The organism is Prevotella sp. AM23-5, assembly GCF_003473645.1.
GTDB classification, from domain to species: Bacteria; Bacteroidota; Bacteroidia; order Bacteroidales; family Bacteroidaceae; genus Prevotella; species Prevotella copri_A.
The window spans coordinates 23,147-44,359 of record NZ_QUCG01000029.1; the positions used below are offsets into that span (position 1 = coordinate 23,147).

Below are 21,213 nucleotides of genomic sequence, written 5' to 3' on the forward strand. Positions count from 1 at the left end.
AACCGAACTGAACTTTCACAAGTAAGCGCCATACGCCCTGAAAGGGCAGAAGCTCCTAGCCCAGGGCAGCGCCCTGGGTAATTACGGACGCAAACCTGTCGCCCTGTAAGGGCAAAAGCTTTCAAATATCAGACAATTAACAAAGCTTTTGCCCTTACAGGGCGCCTCGCAAATTGCTATTATACCCAGGGCGTTGCCCTGGGCTAGGAGCTTTTGGGCCTTCAGCCCGTACTTAAACCACAAGCGAAAGTTCAGCAACCTAAAAAAATGAAACATAGTCTCTATAAAACGAAAAAGCCGCTAGACCGAAGTCCAGCGGTTGTTTCTCTCATTTTTCGTTCGCAAGTAATTCTAAATTACTTAACTGAATCTGTAGCAGCAGCAGCTGTATCAACAGCAACTGAATCAGCAGCTGAATCAACTACAGCTGTGTCAGAATCAGCAGTAGCTGCTGTCTGAGCTGTTTTGTTACCACATGATGCGAAAGAGATAGCTGCGATAGCTACGAACATAAAAACTAATTTCTTCATTTTCTTTGCTTTTTAAATCTGTAAAACAATCATTCGTTTATTAAAACTGATGCAAAGGTAAGCATTTTTTTTATACGGCGAACTTTTTTTTGTGTTTTTTTTTAGGGGTATTTTGTAACAAAATCACAATCTATTGATATTCAGTCATTTACAAAGTGCTAACAAAAGTTAAAGTTTTTAGTGTGTCCGAAAACAGCCCGATTTTAACACTTTTCGGTGTTTTTTAGCGTAACAAAGGTGCGCGCCAACACCCCAGCAAAGACGAACTATATACATATAATAAGGTACGCGCGAGGAAGAAAGCAGAAACTTTTTCTAAGAAATCAAGCCTCAAAACTTGGCTGGCAGCAAACTTTTCTGTAACTTTGCACTCGAAAAAGATTCTTTGATAAACAGAAAAATGATACAGCTAAAAGAAAATCAGGGCATTCCCCGCAGCATTCTCCTGATGATGTCTATCATCGCAGGACTCACAGTAGCCAACTGCTACTACAACCAGCCGCTTCTCGAACTGATCCGCCACGATCTGGACATTACCGAGCAGAGCGCCAACCTCATCACCGTGATTACCCAGATAGGTTATGCGCTGGGACTGTTCTTTCTCATCCCTATGGGAGACATGTTTTCGCGCAAGAAACTCATCCTCGTGAATATGACCATCGCAACCTTGATGGCAATCGTGATGGCCGTGGCACAAAACGTATGGATGATCTGGGGAGCTTCCCTGCTCATAGGTGCCTGTTCCGTGATTCCTCAGTTCTTCATCCCGATAGCCGGACAGTTCTCCGCACCCGAGAACAAGAGCAGGAATATGGGCATTGTGCTCTCCGGACTGCTCACGGGTATTCTTGCCTCACGAGTAATCAGCGGTTACATCGGCGAATGGCTGGGATGGCGGGAGATGTTCTTCTTCGCCGCCCTCATCATGGTGGTCTGCATGGGAATCATGATACTGATGATGCCTGAGATGAAGCGCAACTATGTGGGTACTTACAGAGGACTGATGACTACCGTGGCTGAGATCTTCATCCTCCACCCTTCCATCCGCATCTACTCCATCCGTGCCGCCTTCGGTTTCGGAAGCATGATGGCGATCTGGTCGTGCCTCGCCTTCCATCTTGCCCAGCCTCCTTTCAATGCAGGCAGCGACATGGTGGGAATGCTCGGACTCTGCGGAATCATGGGAGCCGTGGCAGCCAGCAGCGTTGGAAAGCTGGTTCCAAGGTTCGGAATCCACAAGTTCAGCCTCTTCGGAGCAGCCATGCAGATCATCGCCTGGGTAATAGCCCTCCTTTTCGGCGACACCTACGCAGGACTAATCGCAGCCATCATCCTGGTAGATATCGGACTGCAATGTCAGCAGCTCAGCAATCAGAGCGGCTGCCTGCAGGAGATTCCGCAGGCTTCCAACCGCGCCAATACCATCTTCATGACGACCTATTTCATCGGTGGTTCACTCGGTACGTTCTGTGCCGGATACGTGTGGACCCAAGCCGACTGGCTGGGAGTCTGCATCGTAGGCATTTCCTTCGCCTTCATCTCCCTGATGATTTCACTGAGCAATAAGAAATAAGAAAAAGAGGATGTATTATAAGTCACATCCAATACGCCCTGAAAGGGCAGAAGCTCCTAGCCCAGGGTAGCACCCTGGGAAATATTGGCAAAAAGCAAAGTCGCCCTGAAAGGGCAAAAGCTTTGAAATTGAAAGCTTTTGCCCTTTCAGGGCGACTTTTTGTATTTGTTCTAAAACCCAGGGCGCTGCCCTGGGCTAGGAGCTTTTGGGCTTTCAGCCCGTCCTCGGTTGCCATTATCTGGACTTATGACACACCCTTCTTTTTACATTTTCTCCTCTCCATACATTTCTTTCCACCAGCTGCCATCATCCTGCAGCCACTTGGCAAACCATGCGAAGATGGTGTCCTGCCACTTGATGCGCTTTTCATAATCGATGATGTGGTGATCCTGACCATCTACCAGAACCATCGCCGTTGGACGACCGAGGAGTTTCAAAGCCGTATAGAGCTGGATGCTCTCTCCCACAGGCACATTGTTATCGGCTGTTCCATGCACGAAGAGCAATGGAGTATGAATCTTGTCAGCATTGTAGAGCGGACTCTGATCTACGAAGAGATGCTTGTTGGTCCAAGGATACTCGTTCGCCATGGAAACCTCGCTGTAGCTGTAGCCCCAATAGCCTTCGCCCCAATAGCTGGTATGGTCGCTGATGCCGGCATGAGAAATGGCTGCGGCAAAGAGATCGGTCTTGGTCTGAAGATACTGAGTCATGAAGCCACCGTAGCTGGCGCCGATACAACCTACCTTCTTGCGGTTTACGAAACTATGCTCATCGCAGAAAGCCTGGGTGCTGGAGATAATATCCTCAGCCACTCCCTCGCCGGCAGTATCCACATGGCGGGCAGAGAACTTCTGACCGAAACCGGTGGCTCCGCTTGGGTTCACGACCAGAACCACATAACCCATCGCTGCATAGACATGATGAGGATAGCGGCTCTGGAACATACGGGTGGTAGGACTGCAACCGCCATAGTAGTTCACCACCATCGGATACTTCTTGGAAGCATCGAAATGAGGTGGCAGATAGTAACGGCAGCAAAGGGTGTCGCCACGGGAATTCACGAAGTTCCAAGCCTTGCACTCGCCCAGCTCGATGTCTTTCAGCAGGCGGGCACTGAGATCATCTATGAGCAGCGACTTCTGTGCCTTGGTGCTCATCTTGTAGAGTCGGTCAGCATTGGATGCACTCTGTCCTGAGAACGCCATTTCCGGAGCAGCCGCTGCGATGGAGAAGCTCTTGATGTTCTCCTCTGGAGTCTTGAGCAAAGTAAACTTGCCAGACTTAGGGTTCAGCTGGAAGAGATGCATGCAGTCTTTATCCTCGGCTGTAAAGTAAATATTGCCATCCGCCTTACTCCAATCCACGCTCTGCACGTTAGGATTGAAATTCTTGGTCATCGGACGAACCTTCTTATCCGCCAGGTTCATCAGATAGAGCTGGGTGTCAACCATACTAGGAGTCTGTCCCTCCTCCACATTCTTTCCAATTCCATCGAAAGCCTCAGGCGAACCGGTAACGAGAATGCTCTTGCCGTCTGGCGAGAACTGGGCACTGTTCAGGAATTCACCCTTCTCTACCAGCGCCTCAACACTCATATCGTTCAGATCGAGACGATAGAGCGAGTTGAGAGTAGTAGGACGCTTGGTAAGGCGCTCCTCGCTCTTGCCGATGAGCAGATAGCGGGAATCTGCGGAAATATCGTTGAGATAAACATTATGGTAGCCGAAGGTAAGCGGCTGGAGAATGCCTGAAGCCAGATCATACTTAGCCAGATAGCTGCGGGTTCTCCATCCTGGCTGGCGGTCATCTGGTTCCTTTACATCGTACACCTGAGGGTCCTTCTTTCTGCCTTCCTCATAGAGCGTATAGATGAGCGATTTCTCATCTGGAGTAAACTGGAACCATCCCTCCGGAATGTTTGCCGCCAACACCTCTCGCTCCATATTCATCGGATTGATGGTAATCAGCTGAACTTCGCCATCAGCCTTTCCTTCGCCGGCAATGGAACTGTCGCTCGCCTTCTCGGTAAAATACAGTTTGTTGGTACGAGGCATCCATCTTACACTTTCCTCAAAAGAAGCAACCACCTTGTTGGTCTGACAGTTTCTCAATTCATTGATGCTATGGTTCTTACCCTGACGATCCACCCAAGTCTTGCTCACGATCATGAACTTGCCGTTTGGCGACATCTGAACGCTCGCATAGTTAGGCATGCAGATTACATCATATATATTAAAGGTACGCTTGGTGCTGACAGAAGATTCGCCCACGCTCAGCTGCTTGCCGTCTGCCGCAGTAATGCTGATCTTGAAATCCTGATCAGCTTTCTTTTCTGAAGAAGATGATTTTTCTGATGCATTCTTTTCTGAAGCGGAAGCATCGGCTGATGAAGCGGTGAGGTACTTGATGACCACGGTATGGGTAGAAGGCATCAGGACAGTCTCTGCCTTATCGCCATTCACTTTCACCTGCTCTCCATCCACAAAGAGGCGATACTGCTTCAATCCCTTCACCTCGATGGTAGCCTGGGTACGGCTGGTATTTGATATGGTGAAAGAAGCCAGGTGAAGAGCATTCTGCCTGCTATCAGCCAGGAGCTGGGAAGCAGCCACCTCCTTACCATTATTCAATAAGGTAAACGAGAGCGGCGAGTCGAGCACATCCTCCATCGAGAATTTCTCACCCTTCACATTCACGCTATCCGCCATCCAAGGGGTAGCTACAGGATAAGGACCTGCATGTTTCAGCTTCTGCACTTCGATGGTCTCGGCAAAGGCAGAAAGCGATGTTCCGAGCGAAGCACAGAGTGCAGCACTAAACGTAAGAGCCCGGAGGCTCATTTTAGTTGATTTCATCATAACTGATTTATATTTTTATTCTATTGTTTATTCTATGATCATCCAAGAAACTCTGAATTTTCTATTTCGCTGCGAAATTACAAAATAAAGTCGAGATAAACGAATGAATGGCTTACATTTTATGCTTTTTACAAGGTTTCTGATAAATTTATGTTATTTCAATGTTAAGGACGGCTTTCAGAAAGTTATTGTTGGGTTAAACCCCTCCCGGTGTCATTGTCTTTACAAAAGAATCTGTTATCTTTGCATCGTCAAACAAACAAAAAGGCAAAAAGATAGTCAATAAACAAGGATATTCAAACACGAAGAATATGAATAAGAAAAATATGATTTTGATGAGCACTCTGCTCGTCTGCTCGCTCGAAAGTTTCGCGCAGAGCAATGCTGAGGTCACAGATTCCCTCTGGAAAGACGTGGATCTCAACGCTGTTACCGTGGTTGCATCCAAACCACTGGTAAAAATGGAGACCGACAAGATGACCTACAACGTGCAACAGGATGCTGACGCCAAGGCTTCTACCGTTCTCGACATGCTGCGCAAGGTGCCGATGGTTACCGTGGATGGACAGGATAACATTACCGTGAATGGTTCATCCAGCTTCAAGGTGTATGTGGATGGAAAACCCAACCCGATGTTCTCTGCCAACCCTTCGCAGATTTTCAAGGCAATGCCGGCTACCATGGTCAAGAACATTGAGGTAATCACCAATCCGGGAGCCAAGTATGATGCTGAAGGTACGGGAGGCGTGCTTAACATCGTACTCAACAAGCAAGCCGTGAACGGCGGCGGAGGCAACGACCTCAGCAATGGCTATAATGGCAACATCAGTGCTGCTGCCGGCAACCAGACGCAGCGCATCTCCGCCTTCATCAGCGGTCAGCAGGGCAAGCTTACCTACAGTGCCAACGGAATGTACAATCATCAGCGCATGGATGGAACCACCATCTCCTTCGACCGAATCCAGAAAGATGGAAGCACGATGAACTACTATCAGAATTCGGATATGAAGCAGCCCTTCTCCATGGGCAACATTAGTCTGAGCTACGAACTCGATTCGCTGAGCAACATCAGCGCCACGGCTGGTCTGACCACCTTCAACCAGAAGATTACGGGTCACCCTCTCACGAAGATGGCAGGCGGAATCTACGGCGAAGGATTCGAATACGGCAATGAGATGAAGCAGGATATGGGCAACACCTCCTTCAACGGAAGTCTCGATTATCAGCGATTCTTCAACAAGGAGCGTACGAACAATCTCATCCTCAGCTATCTCTTCAGTACCAACCCTTCTCACACCGACGACTATACATTCTACGACAATATCAGTCATGTGACGACTCTCCAGCTCAACGACCTGCTCTCGAAGAGCAAGACACGCGGAACGGAGCATACATTCCAGGCAGACTTCACCCATTCGCTCAGCGCCACCCAGCGTCTGAACTTCGGAGCCAAGTATATTGCCCGCATCAACAAGAGCGATTCCCGATACTACGACGTAGCAGCTGACAAAAGCGAAACGCTGAATCCTGCCAACAGTATGGAGTATAAGAACACCCAGAACATCCTGGCTGCCTATGCTGAATGGAAAGGAAACTTCGGAAAGATTGGAACCATGCTGGGAACCCGATACGAACAGACCTGGGAGAAAGTGAAATTCGAGCAGGGCAAGGGCGACAACTTCGACAAAAACTATGGTAATTTCGTGCCGAGCGCCAGCCTCTCCTACAGCATCACTCCAGGAGTGAATCTCGGCGTGAACTACAGCATGAGAATCACCCGTCCGGGAATCACCTATCTCAACCCGTATGTAGATCGCAGTAATCCTACCGCCATCAGCTATGGTAATACAGACCTCGACGTGGTGAAGTCGCATCAGTTGAACATGGTGTTCAATTATTACAACCCTAGATTCATCCTGAGCACGACTCTGGGCTATGGATTCTGCAACAACCAGATAGAGCAGTATTCATTCATCGATGCAGACAACCTGCTCAACACCACCTACGGCAATGTTTCGAAGACTCGCAACGCCAGTCTGAATGTCTTTGCCAACTGGCTGGTGTTCAAGAAGACGAGACTGATGCTGAACGAGAGTCTTAGCTACAACGACCTGCGCAGCGAAATCCTGGGATGGAAGAACCATGGCTGGAACAGCAGTACGATGATCAATCTGCAACAGACTCTGCCTTGGGAACTACAATGGACGGTAGGAAGCATCATTCAGAGCAAGCAGCACACCCTGCAGGGCTATCAGAGCGGAATGGCTTTCTTCTACTCCACCCTCTCCAAATCCATCGTCAAGGATAAGCTGGACCTGAGTCTGATGTTTCTCACACCAACCGACGACAAGCTCAACATCAAGCAGAAGACCATGGGTTCTGACTATGTTCAGAATATGACGGTGAAGGTGCCTCTGCGCCAGATCAGTCTCACCCTTACCTGGAAATTCGGCAACACCAAGAAGCAATTCCAGCAGGCGAAATCCAACATCAAGAACGATTTCCAGGAAGAAAAACAGGGAATCCAGACGGGTGGAATGAATGGAAACTAACAAGCCCAGGAACCATCGGAAACATAGAATAGAATAATCAATACACTCTCTCGAACGAGTTGCAATGCATAAAAAAAGCATTCGCAACTCGTTTTTTAATGCTAGCTATTGTCTATTTGATTTCTTTTTTGTACTTTTGCATACAAAATATCACATAAAATCATAAAAGAATGAAGAAACAAACGCAAGCCATTCATTTGGAATACGAACGCCGCGATGCTTACGATTCGCTGAGCGTTCCAGTATATAACACCCTTGCCTACGAATTCGACAATGCTGCCGTGATGTCGGAAGCATTCACCGACAAAATCAAGGCACCTGATTACTCCCGTGTGGAGAATCCTACGGTAACCAACCTGGAGCGCCGAGTGGCAGCCCTCACCGATGCAGCCCACGCCACAGCCTTCAACTCAGGAATGGCGGCAATCAGCAATACTTTCATGTCCTTGGCAGCACAGGGCAAGAACATCGTTACTTCGAAGCATCTCTTCGGTAACACCTATGCGCTGCTCGTGGCTACTCTGCGCCGTTTTGGTGTAAAGGTACGCTTGCGCGATTTAACCAATATCAAGGAGGTACGTGAGGCCATCGACGATGACACCTGTTGCGTATTCCTGGAAATCCTGACCAACCCACAGTTGGAGGTTGCCGATCTGAAAGCCATTTCGGAAGTGGCTCACGAAAAGAATGTTCCGCTGGTAGTGGATTCTACCGTGATTCCGTTCACACAGTTCTCGGCTAAGAGTCTGGGAGTAGATATTGAGGTGGTTTCCAGCTCTAAATATGTAAGTGGTGGTGCTACTTCGCTCGGCGGTCTGGTCATCGACTACGGAACTCCTTACAACGGCGATTTCGCCAAGCGTCTCTATGGAGAAATGCTCTTCAACTTCGGCGCCTATATGACTCCACAGGTAGCTTATATGCAGACCATCGGACTCGAAACGCTCGATGCACGCTATCGTGTTCAAAGCGGCAATGCCCTGGAACTTGCCAAAAAACTGCGCACCCTGCCTCAGATTCAGTATGTAAACTATGTAGGTTTGGAGGATAATCCTTACCACGAATTGGCGCAGCGCCAGTTTGGCAAGACGGCGGGAGCCATGATCTGCATTGATTTGGAAAGCAAGGAAGCCTGCTTCAGTTTCCTCAACAATCTGAAGCTCATCCATCGTGCCACCAATCTCTTCGACAACCGTTCGCTCGCCATTCATCCGGCAAGCACCATCTTCGGTGCATTCTCCGAGAGTATGCGCAAGTCGATGGATGTAAAAGATACTACCATCCGCCTCAGCGTAGGTCTGGAGGATGTGGATGATCTCTTCGAAGACATCAAGCAGGCGGTTGATAATTTATAGTAAACTCAAGTTTCGCAAGTGGTTTAAGTACGGGCTGAAGGCCCAAAAGCTCATAGCCCAGGGCATCGCCCTGGGTATAATGGCAATCAGTAAGGCGCCCTGTAAGGGCAAAAGCTTTGTATATTGCCCGGCATTTAAAGTTAAAGATTAAAAAAATGTACGATTTCGATAAGATTATAGACCGTTCGGGCAGCGACGACCTGAAGCATGGCGCCCTGCTGCCCCGCTGGGGACGAGATGATCTGCTGCCACTCTGGGTAGCCGATATGGATTTCGAGACCCCATCTTTCATTACAGATGCCCTCAAGGCAAGATTGGAACACTCTCTTTTCGGCTACACCATGGAGCCGGAAGATTATCTGCCCAGCATCATCGACTGGGTGCATGACCATCACCAGTGGGATGTGAAGCGAGAGTGGATCCGCTTCATTCCAGGTATTGTAAAAGGTATCGGACTCGTGGTGAATGTCTTCACCCGTCCAGATGAAAAAGTCATCATCCAGCCACCCGTTTATCACCCATTCCGCCTCACTCCAGAGGGCAACGGCAGAGAGGTGGTCTTCAATCCGCTGAAGATGAAGGAGGATGGATATTACGAGATGGATTTCGAAAACCTGGAGAAAATCTATGATGAGAAGTGCAAGATCCTGATTCTCTGCAATCCTCATAATCCAGGCGGAATTACCTGGAGCAAGGAAACCCTGCAGCGACTTGCCGACTTCTGCTACGAACATCATCTGCTCGTTATCAGCGATGAGATTCATGCAGACATGGCTCTGTTCGGACACAAGCACATCCCATTTGCTTCGGTTTCCGACAAGGCGCGCAACATCAGCATCACCTTCCAGGCTCCTTCCAAGACCTTCAACATTGCAGGAATCGTAAGCAGCTACGCCATCGTTCCAAACGAAGAAATCCGCAGGAAATTCTATCCTTGGCTGAGTGCCAACGAACTGGATGAGCCAACCCTCTTCGCTCCTATCGCCACCATCGCTGCTTTCCGCAAGGGTGAGGAATGGAGAAAGAAGATGCTTGCCTACATAGAAGACAACATCCGATTCGTAGAGGATTACTGCTGCGAGCACATTCCAGGCATTCGTCCGTTGCGCCCACAGGCTTCCTTCCTGGTCTGGCTCAACTGCCGAGACCTGCATCTCTCCCACGATGCGCTTCTCGATTTATTCATCGACAAGGCACACCTGGCACTGAATGATGGTGAAATGTTCGGTCCTGGCGGTGAGGGCTTCATGCGACTGAATGTTGCAACTCCTAGAAGCATTCTCAAGCAGGCTTTGCAACAGCTGGAAAAGGCTGTAGCCCAACTCTAGACCAGCCAAGAGAAGCTTTTGCCCTTACAGGGCGACAAGTTTAAATCCATTACAAAACCCAGGGCGAGTGCCCTGGGCTATGAGCTTCTGCCCTTTCAGGGCGTATGGGGCTTACCGACGAAAGTTCTATCAATCAATATAAAAAGATATAATGATTTAATGGTGAGAGGAAGACCTTTATTCCTCCTCCATTAAATCACGTACCAGTTTGATTTCGTAATAATCAATGCCGGTTCCCAATGCTTCCTTGATTTCGCTGAAATGCTCCATCTCGGGATGAGCCTCCATGAATTCACGGATTTTCTTTTCGTGGGCACTAGAAATCAACGCACGCAATCCCACCTTTCCTTCCTTTACGTATGAGGTAAGATGACCGATGATGGTGCCTTTGGTAAAACCACGTTCTGCAGCAATCTGATCCACAGTCATTCCCTGCTGATAAAGATTGAAACTCACCTCCTTGGTTGGAATCTTCGGTTCCTTCGACTCATTCGATTTCTTCTGCTTTCTGGCTTTTCTACCAGAAGCATAACCTGCACTTGAAGACGCGCCTTCGCCCATTTCATCCAGCAACATAAACTGCGCCTTCTTCTTCAGATAATCAGTCACCGTAAACACAGCGCTACGCTCGTATTTCAAAAGACGTTCCTTCAACTTCACATCCTCAGAAAAGACAGAGAAGCGGTCCTGGAACTGTTTCTTTGCTACCTTATTATCCGTATCGAGATTCGACTTTCTGATCAAATCGCTCAGAATACCTATCTTATCAAAGAAATACTCAGCACCCTTGTGAATACGCTCCTGCAGTTCTGCCTGAAGGATATCAGGATTCTGGGAAAGCATGCGGGTATATTGCAGACGGAACTTATCAGAAACACCTATCAGACTCTTCAGCACCACCTGCAACTTCTGATACTCGCTCACCACACGAGGATATTTGCTGTTGAAGAATTCTACCAGACAGCGCATCAGATGCTCGTAACTTCCGCTAATAGCATAGAAATCAAAAAGTTCGCCGATGCAGTGAAGCACGTATTGCTGCTCCAGATAGCTGATCTGCTCCTGGGTAGGCGCAGCAAGTTGACTGTTGAAAGCATCCACCGTCTGACTGCTGATGATGGCTCCACGAGACAGAGGCTGACTGAGCACCATTCCCTCCAAGGTCTTGCAGCGGCTCAAAGCCACGTAGGTCTGACCATGGGTAAAGGAATGGGAAGCATCGATGATGGCGTGTTCGAAGGTAAGGCCCTGACTCTTGTGGATGGTAATCGCCCAAGCCAGGCGCAAAGGATACTGTCGGAACTTGCCCTCTACCGTCTCCTCTATCTCCTTGGTCTCCTCATTGATCGTATATTTCGCATTCACCCACTCCATCTTCTCCAGCTCAAACTCCTCATCAGAATCCTTGCTGCGCACGATGATCTTATCTCCTTCTTCATCGGGTTTCACACCGATAACCTCACCAATCATACCATTATAGAAGCGGTGCTGCGGGTCGTTCTTGATAAACATCACCTGTGCTCCGGGCTTCAGAGTAAGCATGAAATCTGCCGGATAAGATGATTCCGGGAAGTTATCCTCCACCTCTGCCGTATAGGAAAATGCCCTGAATGGCAAGGCGGCAAGCTGCTGCTCATTGATTTGCTGGGCTGGCGCATTATGAGTGGTCAGGCGGATAAAGTTACTGTTCTTCGGCGGTTCGAAATTAGGGATAAAACGCTGGTTCAATGCCTGCAAGGTAGCATCCGAAGCCCTGTTCTCCCTAATCTGGTTGAGCAGGGAGATAAACTGCTCGTCCTGCTGGCGATAAACCTTCTTGAGCTCTACGGTAAGATAGCCCACCTGCTTCAGCGCATTGCTGCTGAAGAAGAAAGGAGTATCGTAATGCTCTTTCAGAAGCTGTTCCTCCTGTGCCGTAACCACTGGTGCCAACTGCTGCAGATCGCCTATCATCAGGAGCTGCACACCGCCGAAAGGAAGGTCGTGACGCTTGCGGTACTGACGAAGCACGGAGTCGATGGCGTCGAGCAAATCGCTGCGTACCATACTGATTTCATCGATGACCAGCAGGTCGATGCTTCGGATGATGTTTCGCTTGAGTTTGCTGAACTGATAGCGTTTCTGTTCGCCACTTCCGAAGGTTGTACCCGGAATGTATGGCGAAAAAGGAAGCTGGAAGAACGAATGAATGGTCATTCCTCCGGCGTTGATGGCGGCAATACCTGTTGGGGCAAGCACAACCATTCGTTTAGGCGACTTCTCCTTGAGCTGTTTCAAGAAGGTCGTTTTACCTGTGCCTGCCTTGCCCGTAAGGAAGAGGTTAGCGCTGGTCTTTTCTATGATGTTCCATGCCAGGATGGATTCTTCGTTCATTTCCATTAGCTTCGTTTTTTAGATTTCTTCCACGATCTCGTTCATTTCCTTGCGCTTCTTCTCGGTATGAGGACAATCCTCAGCAATATGACCGAGAGGGATGATCACTACAGCCTCGAAACCTTCGCGAGGGAAAAACTGCTGCATCTTGTCTGTATCATAATTGCAGACCCAGCAGGTGCCCAGACCTCTTTCGGTGGCAGCCAGACAGAGGTGCTCGGCAGCTATTGCCACATCAATATCTCCATGAGGCTTCTCATCGTATCTGCGAACCCAGTTCTCATTCACATTCTTCATTCCCACAATATACATTGGGGCTGTCTTGAACCACTCACGGTCGTAGCACTCCTGGAGTTTCTCCTTAGCCTCATCCGAGCGGACGATGAGCCAATGCCAAGGCTGTCTGTTCACTGCCGATGGAGCCAGTCGCACACACGCCATGATGTAATCCACATCCTCCTGACTTACTGCCTCGGAGGTAAACTTGCGAGCCGAGAAACGCTCTTGGCTCAATGCCAACATATTTTTCATACCATTTCGTTTTTATCTTATTAATATAAGGCAAAATTACAAAAAATCCCCGAAAAGCCCAAGCCTTTCGGGGATTTTCCTTCTTATCCTCCTATGATTTTCAGGAATTTCCTACTTTTCATAGGATTTCATTCTTCAGCAAGCTGATTATCTCAAGAACAACATTGAGTTGGCATTAATGCCACCTGCATCAAACTTGCTCTTGTACTCGCCTGTTGCTGTGAAGTGGCAGATGGTGCTGTTGCTAGCATAGTCTGTATAGGCGAGATAGAAACTGCCATCGTATGGATTGCGCTCAATCATATATACAGTGTTACCAGCCACCTCAGCAGGAATATTCTTCAGATTCCATGTAGAAACCTGCTTGCTCTTGGCATCGTAGATGTTGTAGGTAGTGGTGTAAGTCACCCAATCAGGTGATGTAGAATTGGTGAAGTAGAGGTTGCCATCATAAGCCATCATCTTGGTAGCGTTGGCAATATAATCGCACTTCTTAGTCTGAGGATTGTAAGTATAGACAGCTGTAGAATAATCGTAGTTGGCAGGATTATAAGATGGGCTGCCAGCAAGAACGTAGATATGATCATCGCTCTCTACGATACGCTGAGGATTGTTGGCGATTTCAATAGACTCAGCCTTGTCGAAAGTCTTGGTATTGATGGTGCAGAGAGTCTTGCCAGCGCCATAACCAGAACATACTACGTAGATTACATCATCTTCCTCAACAAGCTCCTCTGGGTTAGCATCTACCTTTACAGAAGCCTCCAAAGCCAAGGTCTTTGCATCGAAACGGCTTACATAGCCACCATAGCTGGAAACATAGAGCTTACCATCGTCTTCGCAGATGTAGCGAGGCTCACCCAACTTCTCATCAAAGCTGTACTCTGCCTGCTGAACACCAGAACCATTCAGCTTCAGGAGTTTCTTGGAAACATTTACTACCACGTAGATGTTGCCATCTTCCTCAATCATATCATTGGCTGTATCACCCAGGCCCTTACCATTCTGAGTCAAATAGATATCATTCTCAGAAGGCAGATCAGTCTGAGGATCCACAAAGAAGAGATGGCTATTGTTCTTACGATAGCTACCCTCTGACAGAACGAAGGCACGATACTGAGGAAGATCTACCTTAGATCCCTCCTTCCATGAATTATCCTCCTCATCATCACTACATGATGTAAAACCAGCAGCAATCATCAATCCGCAGATGATTGCCATAAACAAACTTCTCAATTTCATTTTTTTCATTTTCATTCTCTATTTGTTATATTGAATATTATTTTTTCTCACTTTCAGTTTTCTATTCAGATTTCTATTCCGTTTTCCAACCATCCGGCTTTCTATAAGGTAAGCGAAGCTGTGGCTTGCCAACTCCTGCCCGGCATCGGATAATACTTAATTACCTCATATTGCTTGTTGAAGGCATTGAGCAGGGAGAAACTGAGTTTCAGGACGCTGCCCCTTGAAAAATCCCTTCTTGAAGCATTCCCATCAAGTGCACTCTCTTCTGAAGCGTTTCCATAAAGGGCATTTTCTTCTGAAACATTGCCTTTAAGAGCATTTTCTCTCGCCCCACTTCCCGACTCAATGTTCTTCTTTCTCTTTCCGAGCGAAAACTCTCTCGATAAGGTGAAAGTATGCTCCTGATATGCTTTCATCCGATATTCATCCGTGCACTGTATCATACTCCATCGCTCGCCCACAGCCTGCATCTGCCATCCCACAGACACCCAGGGATTGCGCCATACGGCAGAAACATTGCCCGAATGGCGAGGCGTATAAGGCAACTGATGGCGGTAATAACTCTTCTTACTGTCCGTCTTATCCACCGCATACTGATAGGTATAGGAAACATCCACATCCAAAGCCATCTTCTCTCCCATCGGAACACCGAACGAAAGTGTAGCATCTACGCCCTTGATTTCCACTCGTCCGAAATTCACCATCTTCCATACATAGGTAGTCGGGAAAGCCACAATCTTATCCGTCACCTTATTATAATAGGTGTCAAGAGTGGCTTGCAGACTGATTCCACGAGCCGGATTCCGCAGCGTTTTTCCTCCAAACTGATGCGCCCAAGTTACACCGAGGTTCCATTCCGTAGCATTCTCAGGTTTGAGATTCGTATTGCCGATGTGCAGATAATACATATCCGTGAAAGTCGGCACGCGATAGGTGCTCTTCATCATCGCCCTGAGATAGAGCGTTTCATCGGCAAGCAGACGATAGTTCATGGCGATGCTTGGCGAAATCCGCTTTCGGTCGGCAGGAATCCGGGCATTTACTGAAGAGGAAGATCCGGAAGAACCGGAAGATGAGGATGAGTCGGAAGAACCTTTATCCTCTTTCGAAGCTTTTTCGGAAATGTAGGTTCCTACAAGATTCCCATCCACCTGCCATCTCTGCCATTTCCATCTCAGCGACCAGGCGGTCTGCGATGAGTAGCGGGTAGGATTAGGCTGTGAAACAACATTGGTGCGAAGATCGCCGATGGAGAAATCTTCGGCAAGTGCCGTTGTCCATCCCCACCCCAGATCATAACCTATCGTGGCAGAGGCATAATACTCATTCTGCCGGGCAATATCCGTCAGCTTTCCGCCCTGATATTTCACATTGTAATCTTCATATTTCGACCACGTATGGGCGTATTTCAACCTTGCATTCAGTGCGAGACGGGGAGCTAGCTGCGATTTCCAAACCATCTGGGCGAAGCAGCTCTTATCCCACATCCGCTCTTCAGCATCAGAATTGTAGAGAATCACCACTCCCGGCAATCCACGTTTGGAATTGTAATAGGAAACCTTGGCAGAAAGTTCGTTTTTATCCCAACGATGGAAGAGATTCACCTCTCCCTGTCCCGACAGGATATCAGAATTATAGCGCTTGTGGTGCTCCTTGTATCTTCCGTTCTGAATCGTGAAAGGATAGACTCCATCTGCCCTCACCATATTGGCGTCGAAAGTAAGAGCTGTCTGACTGCTGAGCCGCTGGCTATATTGAAGGGAAGGCGTGAACAAGCCCCAGGAACCTGTCTTGGCGTTCACTTTCAGCTGCCAGGGCTGCGGAGAAGTCCAGTCTATCCCACGGCTTTCGATGCTCAGGATTCCTGCCGAAGCATAATGCCGTGCCGACTGCATCAGGTCGCTACCCTGTCCGATTGCCACCGAGAGCTGGCGGATATTGGAAAGCGAATATCTCGACACGTCAATCTGTCCTGCCTGCATATTGCTCACCACGATTCCATCGTAGCTCACCGCCGTATGGCAGGCGCCCAGACTTCTCACACTCACCGTCTGCAGTCCACCGATTCCACCATAGTCACGCACCTGCACTCCAGCCATTCGTTTGGCAGCATCTCCCACTGAGGTAATGCCCAGCAACTGAAGTTCAGAACTGGTGATGGTCTGTACAGGAGTCACGCTCGAAAGGGCACTACGGGGCTTCTTCGCTCTCACCTCCACATCATCCAGATGCTGCGTGCGAGTACGAAGGGAATCGCTTACCGAAGCCTGCATTCCTACCCATACCGGTTCAAGATGCTGAGCCTGGAGGGTAGATAAGCCGCTCATCCACATGGCGCCTATCAGGGCAACATGCGTTATTCTTTTCTTTTTCTTCATTCTGTTGTTTCTATTTTCTTCATCACGAACCCATCCCACGGGGTTGGATGAAATCATCTTCCTATCAGCTGCAGGGCGCAGTGATAAGAAAGGATGGCAACGGCAGGTCTTCTGACTTACATCCATCAGACAAGCGGTCTTCCCGAAAAAATGTCAGTGACCTTTTAGATGCTTGCCTGTTCTTCCCCGGTGGCATTCGTGCCCCTCATTTCGGAAGAAGATGTTTACAGCAGCGGGACTGTCCGGGCTTCTCACCCGATTCCCTTTTAATCGCAGTCCACCCCCATTCCTATAGCGGCACGTGGCGACTGCGAACCAATTGCGGGTGCAAAGGTAAGCATAAATCGCGGAATAACAAAGTTTTTCTTCGAAAATTACGCTAAAATCAGCCGAATAGCTAAAAATGAACTATTTATGAGTTTTTCACCTCAACAGAGGTAATGATTTAGCAACAGTTCTAAATTCTGCAATCTGCATACGTTTGCTGCCTAACAACTCTTTTCGGCTGCAAAAATACAAAAAAAATAATGAATCTAAGAATTTTATTAAACAAAAAATATCAAACAGAGTAATATGTTGCAAAAAGCACGGTCTTACTAGTAGTCTGTAAAGTCTAAAAGTTGAGTAAAACGTCGTTCGTCACATACTGATGATTGATGAAATATCACACGTGCCTTACTAAACTTTTAGACTTTACAATCTACTAGTTGTTTATTTTGCGAAATACGTATTTACAACATTTGTTGTTGTATTTTGCAATTTTAGCAACTTGTCGGTAAATTCTAAAACTTTAAACTTAACAGGGAAAGTTTTTGTACCCTTTCCTTCTGATGGAAAAATAACATAAAATGTTTCTACGTTTTCCTGCTGTATTAAGTATGGCTTCTCTATAGTATGAGTCTGTCCATTAAAGGAGAAACTAGTTGTGTATGTCGTATCTTTGAATATAAGATTCGAAGTATAAGACTTTCCTTTTGGCAATTGCAACTCCCATTTTTTACCTTTTAAGCTGTCGATTTTAAATGATTGTGCATGAACTAATTGCCCATTTAGGAACAATAGAGAAATAAAAAAATATTTAAAAATTAACTTCATATTTATTTAATTACTTTATACCTGTTAATACTATATTATAATCTTGTAAAAAATACCCAGCATTAACTGAGTACATACAAGCAAGCTCAGGGTCCATATAAATAGCAGCACCCGTATTGGAGTTATATCCTACACATAACACATTATGGGCAGAGCTTTCTATTTGGCTATTTACATCAGTCATGACGGGATGCTTGGCATCTATTGCAGACTTATAATTTGTAAATGTTTGAGTTTTAAAGAAATGTGTTACAAAAGGCTCGATATAATCCAAAGAAACACCATCAATCAAAGGATTTGAATTATATGTTTGTGTATAATATAGAATATACGCTCCCTCATTTACTGTTCCACCAAAAACTTTATTGTTTGCATACTCCATAATTGATGTTACGCAGGCATTAGGTATTTGCTTTGCCATTGTTGTTGGCAAACTACTTTTGACAAAGACATCACCTTTTTGTTTTGAATATTTTGTCGGGTTATAAATTATTTGAGTGGAAATCTGTTCTTTCGACACATTGTCTGGCTCGATTAAATCAGTCCCTTCACATGCGACCAAAAAAGTCACAGGAATAAAAAATAACAAATGTTTTATCTTCATATACATTTTCCTTTCCAAATGGTTTCGTCATTCAATTCTTGCACTTGTAGCAACCATCTTTAAATCTACAAGATTCTATATTTTTTACAAATTTACAAAAAAAATATTTTAAGTGTTGAAAAATTAAAATTATTTATCCTTTTTAACAATATATCTTTGTTTGCCTAGAAATATCTTTTTAAATTTTGACGCTACAAAGATAGCGTGATTTTTCTGACATATCCAAATCCTGAGCAACTTTTTGTTGCTCAGGTCTTTAGATTTTTTCTTCTTTATTTATCTTCGGATTTAAGGTTCTTCTATCTTTTGAGATATTCCATTGCTCCTTGAACCATTCTATAATAGGCTGTCTATTGATATACAAAAACAGTTGGTTCGGCTTGGTAGAATCAGAAAACACCTTGATTTCCGCATTCTCCACATTGAACTTTCTTCTGTGCTTCTCGGAATAGAGTGAACCGCTAAAGTTGAGTGCCTTTCCGGTCAGAAGCACTCCGATTTGCTCGACTGTGAATCCTATCTTCCTGCACAGGTCTTCCATTTGCAAGCGTGCCTCCAACATCGGGAACCAACGCTTGGCTTTGCGGATGATGTCGTTGAGCATCGTTACCTCCGTGGAGTGCTTGCTCTCCAAATTCGCGACCTCCGATTGGTGCTTCCGCTGCATCTCGTCAAGTTGTTTGCTGTGACTGTCCTCCGTTCGCTGAATTTTCTCATGGAGTTCGTCAATGTATTGCTCTCGGTCTGTCACAAGCTCGCACAACTTTCGGTTGTGTTGCTCCACCTCCTTCAATTTTCCACTACCCAAAAGAGAACCAATCTTCGACACAAAGGCAGTCTTGGCTTCCGTCTTGGCTGCCTGTAGCTTCTCCGTGTTGATTTCACTCTTGGTCTGTTTGAGCAATCGCTCCGCTTCCTCCACATCGGATTGCAGCAGTTTCATGCAGTTTTGAAGTCTCTCCGTCTCTCGTTTGATGTTGCGGTAATACTGTGTCGTGGTGGTATGTCTCGCATCTGATCCACGGACACCTCGCTTCAAGCCATACTTGCCCATGACTTCCGCATAGCTGTCGTGATAGCCAACCATCTTGTCACGGTTGAGCACATCATCGGCACACAACCTCACGGCATTGGCTTTCTTGCGGTATGTCCGCTTGCCCTCTTCCGTTGTCTTGTTCTTCGCCTTTCTCCGTTCGCCTGTCACTATCGGAACAATGGAGGCGTGAAGGTGCGGCGTGTGCTCGTCCATGTGGAGAACCACCGACACGACATTTTCCTTGCCGAACGTGTCCTGCAACCACTTCAAACTGTCGTTGCACCAATCGTCAAGCTGTCCTTTTTCTGCGATGTTCATCATGTCCTCATGTGTTCCCGAAAGAACTGTTCTTATCACCCTAACCTGGTCGTTGGTAATCTTTCGCTTGATGCCTGCAGTCTTGATGCGGTGGGAGATGGCTTCGTCACGACCGTACACACCACTCGGCATCTTGACCAGTTCACGGTTGAGATGCGTTCTCGTTGGGTCTGCGTTGTCGGGAATCACCTTGCGTTCTATGTGGTCTGATTCCCTTGCGTCAGAACTGCCCTTTGCCTTCTTGAAATCCAAACTGAAATGTCCCATAATAAACTTGTTTTAGAGTTGTACAAATCCGCTTGCCACATTGCGTCCTGCGCATGGCTTACGGGGTTTCAAAAGGGGATGCCCCTTTGCTCAATGGGCGTTTTTAGCGGTGGCGTGCCACTGCGTCAAGAAAACGCCCTATTGAGCTATGGCTTTTCCGTTCAGAATAGCCATTGGGGCAGAAAACACATCACATGCCCAAGGCTGCGCCTCTCTTCCGAGGTGGAACGGTTCGCTTAACAGGCTGTACTTGGTGTACCGACTGTTTGGATTTCACTCTGCACAGATAGTCGTTCAAGTCGTTGTACTCACTGTACAAGTGGGAGGCATCCCTCACACGATAGCCGAGGGCAGTCTCGATGGCATGCGTTGCCTTCCGCCCTGCTTCATCGTTGTCGAGCAGACAACTGATGCGCTCGTAGCCATGGAGTGCATCAATTGCCTTGTCCACGTTGCTTGTGGAGTTGAGTATCACATAATCCTGCGCATCCAATGACGGACAAGCAGGAAACTTCTCCAAGCGTAACGAGAGAAAAGAAAGATAATCCATCATGCCCTCGAAAACATAGCAAGCGTATCTTGGCTCGCCTTGATGTCGGATATGGGTGATGTCCTTGGGGGACATACACCCCTTGAAGAATCGGTTGCGCACCTCGTAACCGCCCGACTTGTTCTCGAAGCCGATGGCGAAGTAGTTCTTGCCATCATGTGAGAAATGAAGTTCGACACATTCCTTTCGGGCGATGCGCAGGTCAATATTCCGCTCGCTTAGATAGCGCAGGAGTGCAGGATGGTTGAGTTCCCTAACCTCCAATATCTCAAAACTCGGCTCGGAGGCTTGCTGAGGGAAAGAAAAGTCGGTCGGGTGCACATGGGGTGCTTGCTTCTCTAACTTGTCCAAGAGATATGGCAAGCTGTCTGATGCGTAGAGGTATGACGCAAGGGTGATGATGTTGCCGCCCTTGCCCATTCCGAAGTCGAACCAACTGTTCATCGTGGTGTTCACCTTAAAAGATGCCTCGCTTTCGTTTCTCAGCGGTGACTTGTACCAAAGGTTTGCACCCTGCTGCTTGACAGGGCGGTGTCCCAAACTTTGCAGATAGTCTGCAATCTTGATTTGCTTTGCTTCTTGAATGTTCATGTCTTACTGTGGATTAAGTGGTGTAT

The 21,213-nt window shown here is 47.3% G+C and carries 14 protein-coding genes and 1 riboswitch; of the genes, 4 read left to right on the forward strand and 10 right to left on the reverse strand.

Translation table 11 applies throughout. The annotated features are described in order from the left end of the window. Nucleotides 1-356: 356 nt before the first annotated feature. On the reverse strand, nt 357-530 hold the full coding sequence (locus DW657_RS18165; RefSeq protein ID WP_176425561.1) for a hypothetical protein: 174 nt from the start codon (nt 528-530) through the stop codon (nt 357-359). Between the two features lie 400 nt (nt 531-930). Here DW657_RS18165 and DW657_RS08795 point away from each other — a divergent pair, with 400 nt between their 5' ends. Continuing rightward, entirely contained in the window at nt 931-2,103 is a 1,173-nt protein-coding gene (locus tag DW657_RS08795; RefSeq protein ID WP_118312232.1) for an MFS transporter, read from the forward strand. A gap of 263 nt (nt 2,104-2,366) precedes the next feature. On the opposite strand, the gene DW657_RS08805 is transcribed toward DW657_RS08795, so the two are convergent. Then, a complete protein-coding gene (locus DW657_RS08805) occupies nt 2,367-4,964 on the reverse strand; it encodes a prolyl oligopeptidase family serine peptidase (protein WP_233546693.1) in 2,598 nt (865 codons plus the stop codon). Between the two features lie 311 nt (nt 4,965-5,275). Between DW657_RS08805 and DW657_RS08810 the strand changes: the two genes are divergently transcribed. From DW657_RS08810 to DW657_RS08820, 3 genes are all read left to right on the forward strand, one after another. Beyond that, nucleotides 5,276-7,516 (forward strand): TonB-dependent receptor domain-containing protein, encoded by a 2,241-nt coding sequence (locus tag DW657_RS08810; RefSeq protein WP_118312235.1) that lies wholly within the window; start codon nt 5,276-5,278, stop codon nt 7,514-7,516. A 170-nt stretch (nt 7,517-7,686) separates the two neighbouring features. After that, complete coding sequence (locus DW657_RS08815; protein WP_118312236.1) at nt 7,687-8,871, forward strand: PLP-dependent aspartate aminotransferase family protein; 1,185 nt, start codon at nt 7,687-7,689, stop codon at nt 8,869-8,871. A 146-nt stretch (nt 8,872-9,017) separates the two neighbouring features. Then, nucleotides 9,018-10,199 carry a MalY/PatB family protein gene (locus DW657_RS08820; RefSeq protein ID WP_118312242.1) on the forward strand — a complete coding sequence of 394 codons (1,182 nt, stop codon included), beginning with the start codon at nt 9,018-9,020 and terminating at the stop codon, nt 10,197-10,199. A 177-nt stretch (nt 10,200-10,376) separates the two neighbouring features. On the opposite strand, the gene DW657_RS08825 is transcribed toward DW657_RS08820, so the two are convergent. The 8 genes from DW657_RS08825 to DW657_RS08860 form a co-directional block, all read right to left on the reverse strand. After that, a complete protein-coding gene (locus tag DW657_RS08825; protein ID WP_118312237.1) occupies nt 10,377-12,578 on the reverse strand; it encodes a helix-turn-helix domain-containing protein in 2,202 nt (733 codons plus the stop codon). Between the two features lie 12 nt (nt 12,579-12,590). Further along, nucleotides 12,591-13,103 carry a nitroreductase family protein gene (locus tag DW657_RS08830; RefSeq protein ID WP_118312238.1) on the reverse strand — a complete coding sequence of 171 codons (513 nt, stop codon included), beginning with the start codon at nt 13,101-13,103 and terminating at the stop codon, nt 12,591-12,593. Between the two features lie 147 nt (nt 13,104-13,250). Then, the gene (locus DW657_RS08835) at nt 13,251-14,354 is read right to left on the reverse strand and encodes a YncE family protein (protein WP_147381918.1); all 1,104 of its coding nucleotides are present in this window, start codon (nt 14,352-14,354) and stop codon (nt 13,251-13,253) included. Nucleotides 14,355-14,446: 92 nt separating this feature from the next. Further along, nucleotides 14,447-16,852, reverse strand: coding sequence for a TonB-dependent siderophore receptor (locus DW657_RS08840; RefSeq protein ID WP_158577342.1), 2,406 nt, complete (start codon nt 16,850-16,852; stop codon nt 14,447-14,449). Beyond that, nucleotides 16,810-17,061: riboswitch (cobalamin riboswitch) on the reverse strand. (Overlaps the previous gene by 43 nt.) 376 nt (nt 17,062-17,437) lie before the next feature. Continuing rightward, on the reverse strand, nt 17,438-17,821 hold the full coding sequence (locus DW657_RS08845) for a hypothetical protein (RefSeq protein ID WP_106812876.1): 384 nt from the start codon (nt 17,819-17,821) through the stop codon (nt 17,438-17,440). A gap of 10 nt (nt 17,822-17,831) precedes the next feature. Further along, entirely contained in the window at nt 17,832-18,425 is a 594-nt protein-coding gene (locus tag DW657_RS08850; RefSeq protein ID WP_022328649.1) for a C39 family peptidase, read from the reverse strand. Nucleotides 18,426-18,681: 256 nt separating this feature from the next. Beyond that, nucleotides 18,682-20,046, reverse strand: a complete 1,365-nt coding sequence (gene mobV, locus DW657_RS08855) for a MobV family relaxase (protein WP_118140359.1) — start codon at nt 20,044-20,046, stop codon at nt 18,682-18,684. 190 nt (nt 20,047-20,236) lie between these two features. After that, the gene (locus tag DW657_RS08860; RefSeq protein ID WP_118312241.1) at nt 20,237-21,187 is read right to left on the reverse strand and encodes a toprim domain-containing protein; all 951 of its coding nucleotides are present in this window, start codon (nt 21,185-21,187) and stop codon (nt 20,237-20,239) included. Nucleotides 21,188-21,213: the final 26 nt, after the last annotated feature.

What these genes read in the sequence shown, in the direction of transcription:
- DW657_RS18165 (WP_176425561.1), bottom strand. Translation starts at nt 530, where the DNA reads ATGAAGAAATTAGTTTTTATGTTCGTAGCTATCGCAGCTATCTCTTTC.
- DW657_RS08795 (WP_118312232.1), top strand. Translation starts at nt 931, where the DNA reads ATGATACAGCTAAAAGAAAATCAGGGCATTCCCCGCAGCATTCTCCTG.
- DW657_RS08805 (WP_233546693.1), bottom strand. Translation starts at nt 4,964, where the DNA reads ATGATGAAATCAACTAAAATGAGCCTCCGGGCTCTTACGTTTAGTGCT.
- DW657_RS08810 (WP_118312235.1), top strand. Translation starts at nt 5,276, where the DNA reads ATGAATAAGAAAAATATGATTTTGATGAGCACTCTGCTCGTCTGCTCG.
- DW657_RS08815 (WP_118312236.1), top strand. Translation starts at nt 7,687, where the DNA reads ATGAAGAAACAAACGCAAGCCATTCATTTGGAATACGAACGCCGCGAT.
- DW657_RS08825 (WP_118312237.1), bottom strand. Translation starts at nt 12,578, where the DNA reads ATGGAAATGAACGAAGAATCCATCCTGGCATGGAACATCATAGAAAAG.
- DW657_RS08830 (WP_118312238.1), bottom strand. Translation starts at nt 13,103, where the DNA reads ATGAAAAATATGTTGGCATTGAGCCAAGAGCGTTTCTCGGCTCGCAAG.
- DW657_RS08835 (WP_147381918.1), bottom strand. Translation starts at nt 14,354, where the DNA reads ATGAAAAAAATGAAATTGAGAAGTTTGTTTATGGCAATCATCTGCGGA.
- DW657_RS08840 (WP_158577342.1), bottom strand. Translation starts at nt 16,852, where the DNA reads ATGGATGTAAGTCAGAAGACCTGCCGTTGCCATCCTTTCTTATCACTG.
- DW657_RS08845 (WP_106812876.1), bottom strand. Translation starts at nt 17,821, where the DNA reads ATGAAGTTAATTTTTAAATATTTTTTTATTTCTCTATTGTTCCTAAAT.
- DW657_RS08850 (WP_022328649.1), bottom strand. Translation starts at nt 18,425, where the DNA reads ATGAAGATAAAACATTTGTTATTTTTTATTCCTGTGACTTTTTTGGTC.
- mobV (WP_118140359.1), bottom strand. Translation starts at nt 20,046, where the DNA reads ATGGGACATTTCAGTTTGGATTTCAAGAAGGCAAAGGGCAGTTCTGAC.
- DW657_RS08860 (WP_118312241.1), bottom strand. Translation starts at nt 21,187, where the DNA reads ATGAACATTCAAGAAGCAAAGCAAATCAAGATTGCAGACTATCTGCAA.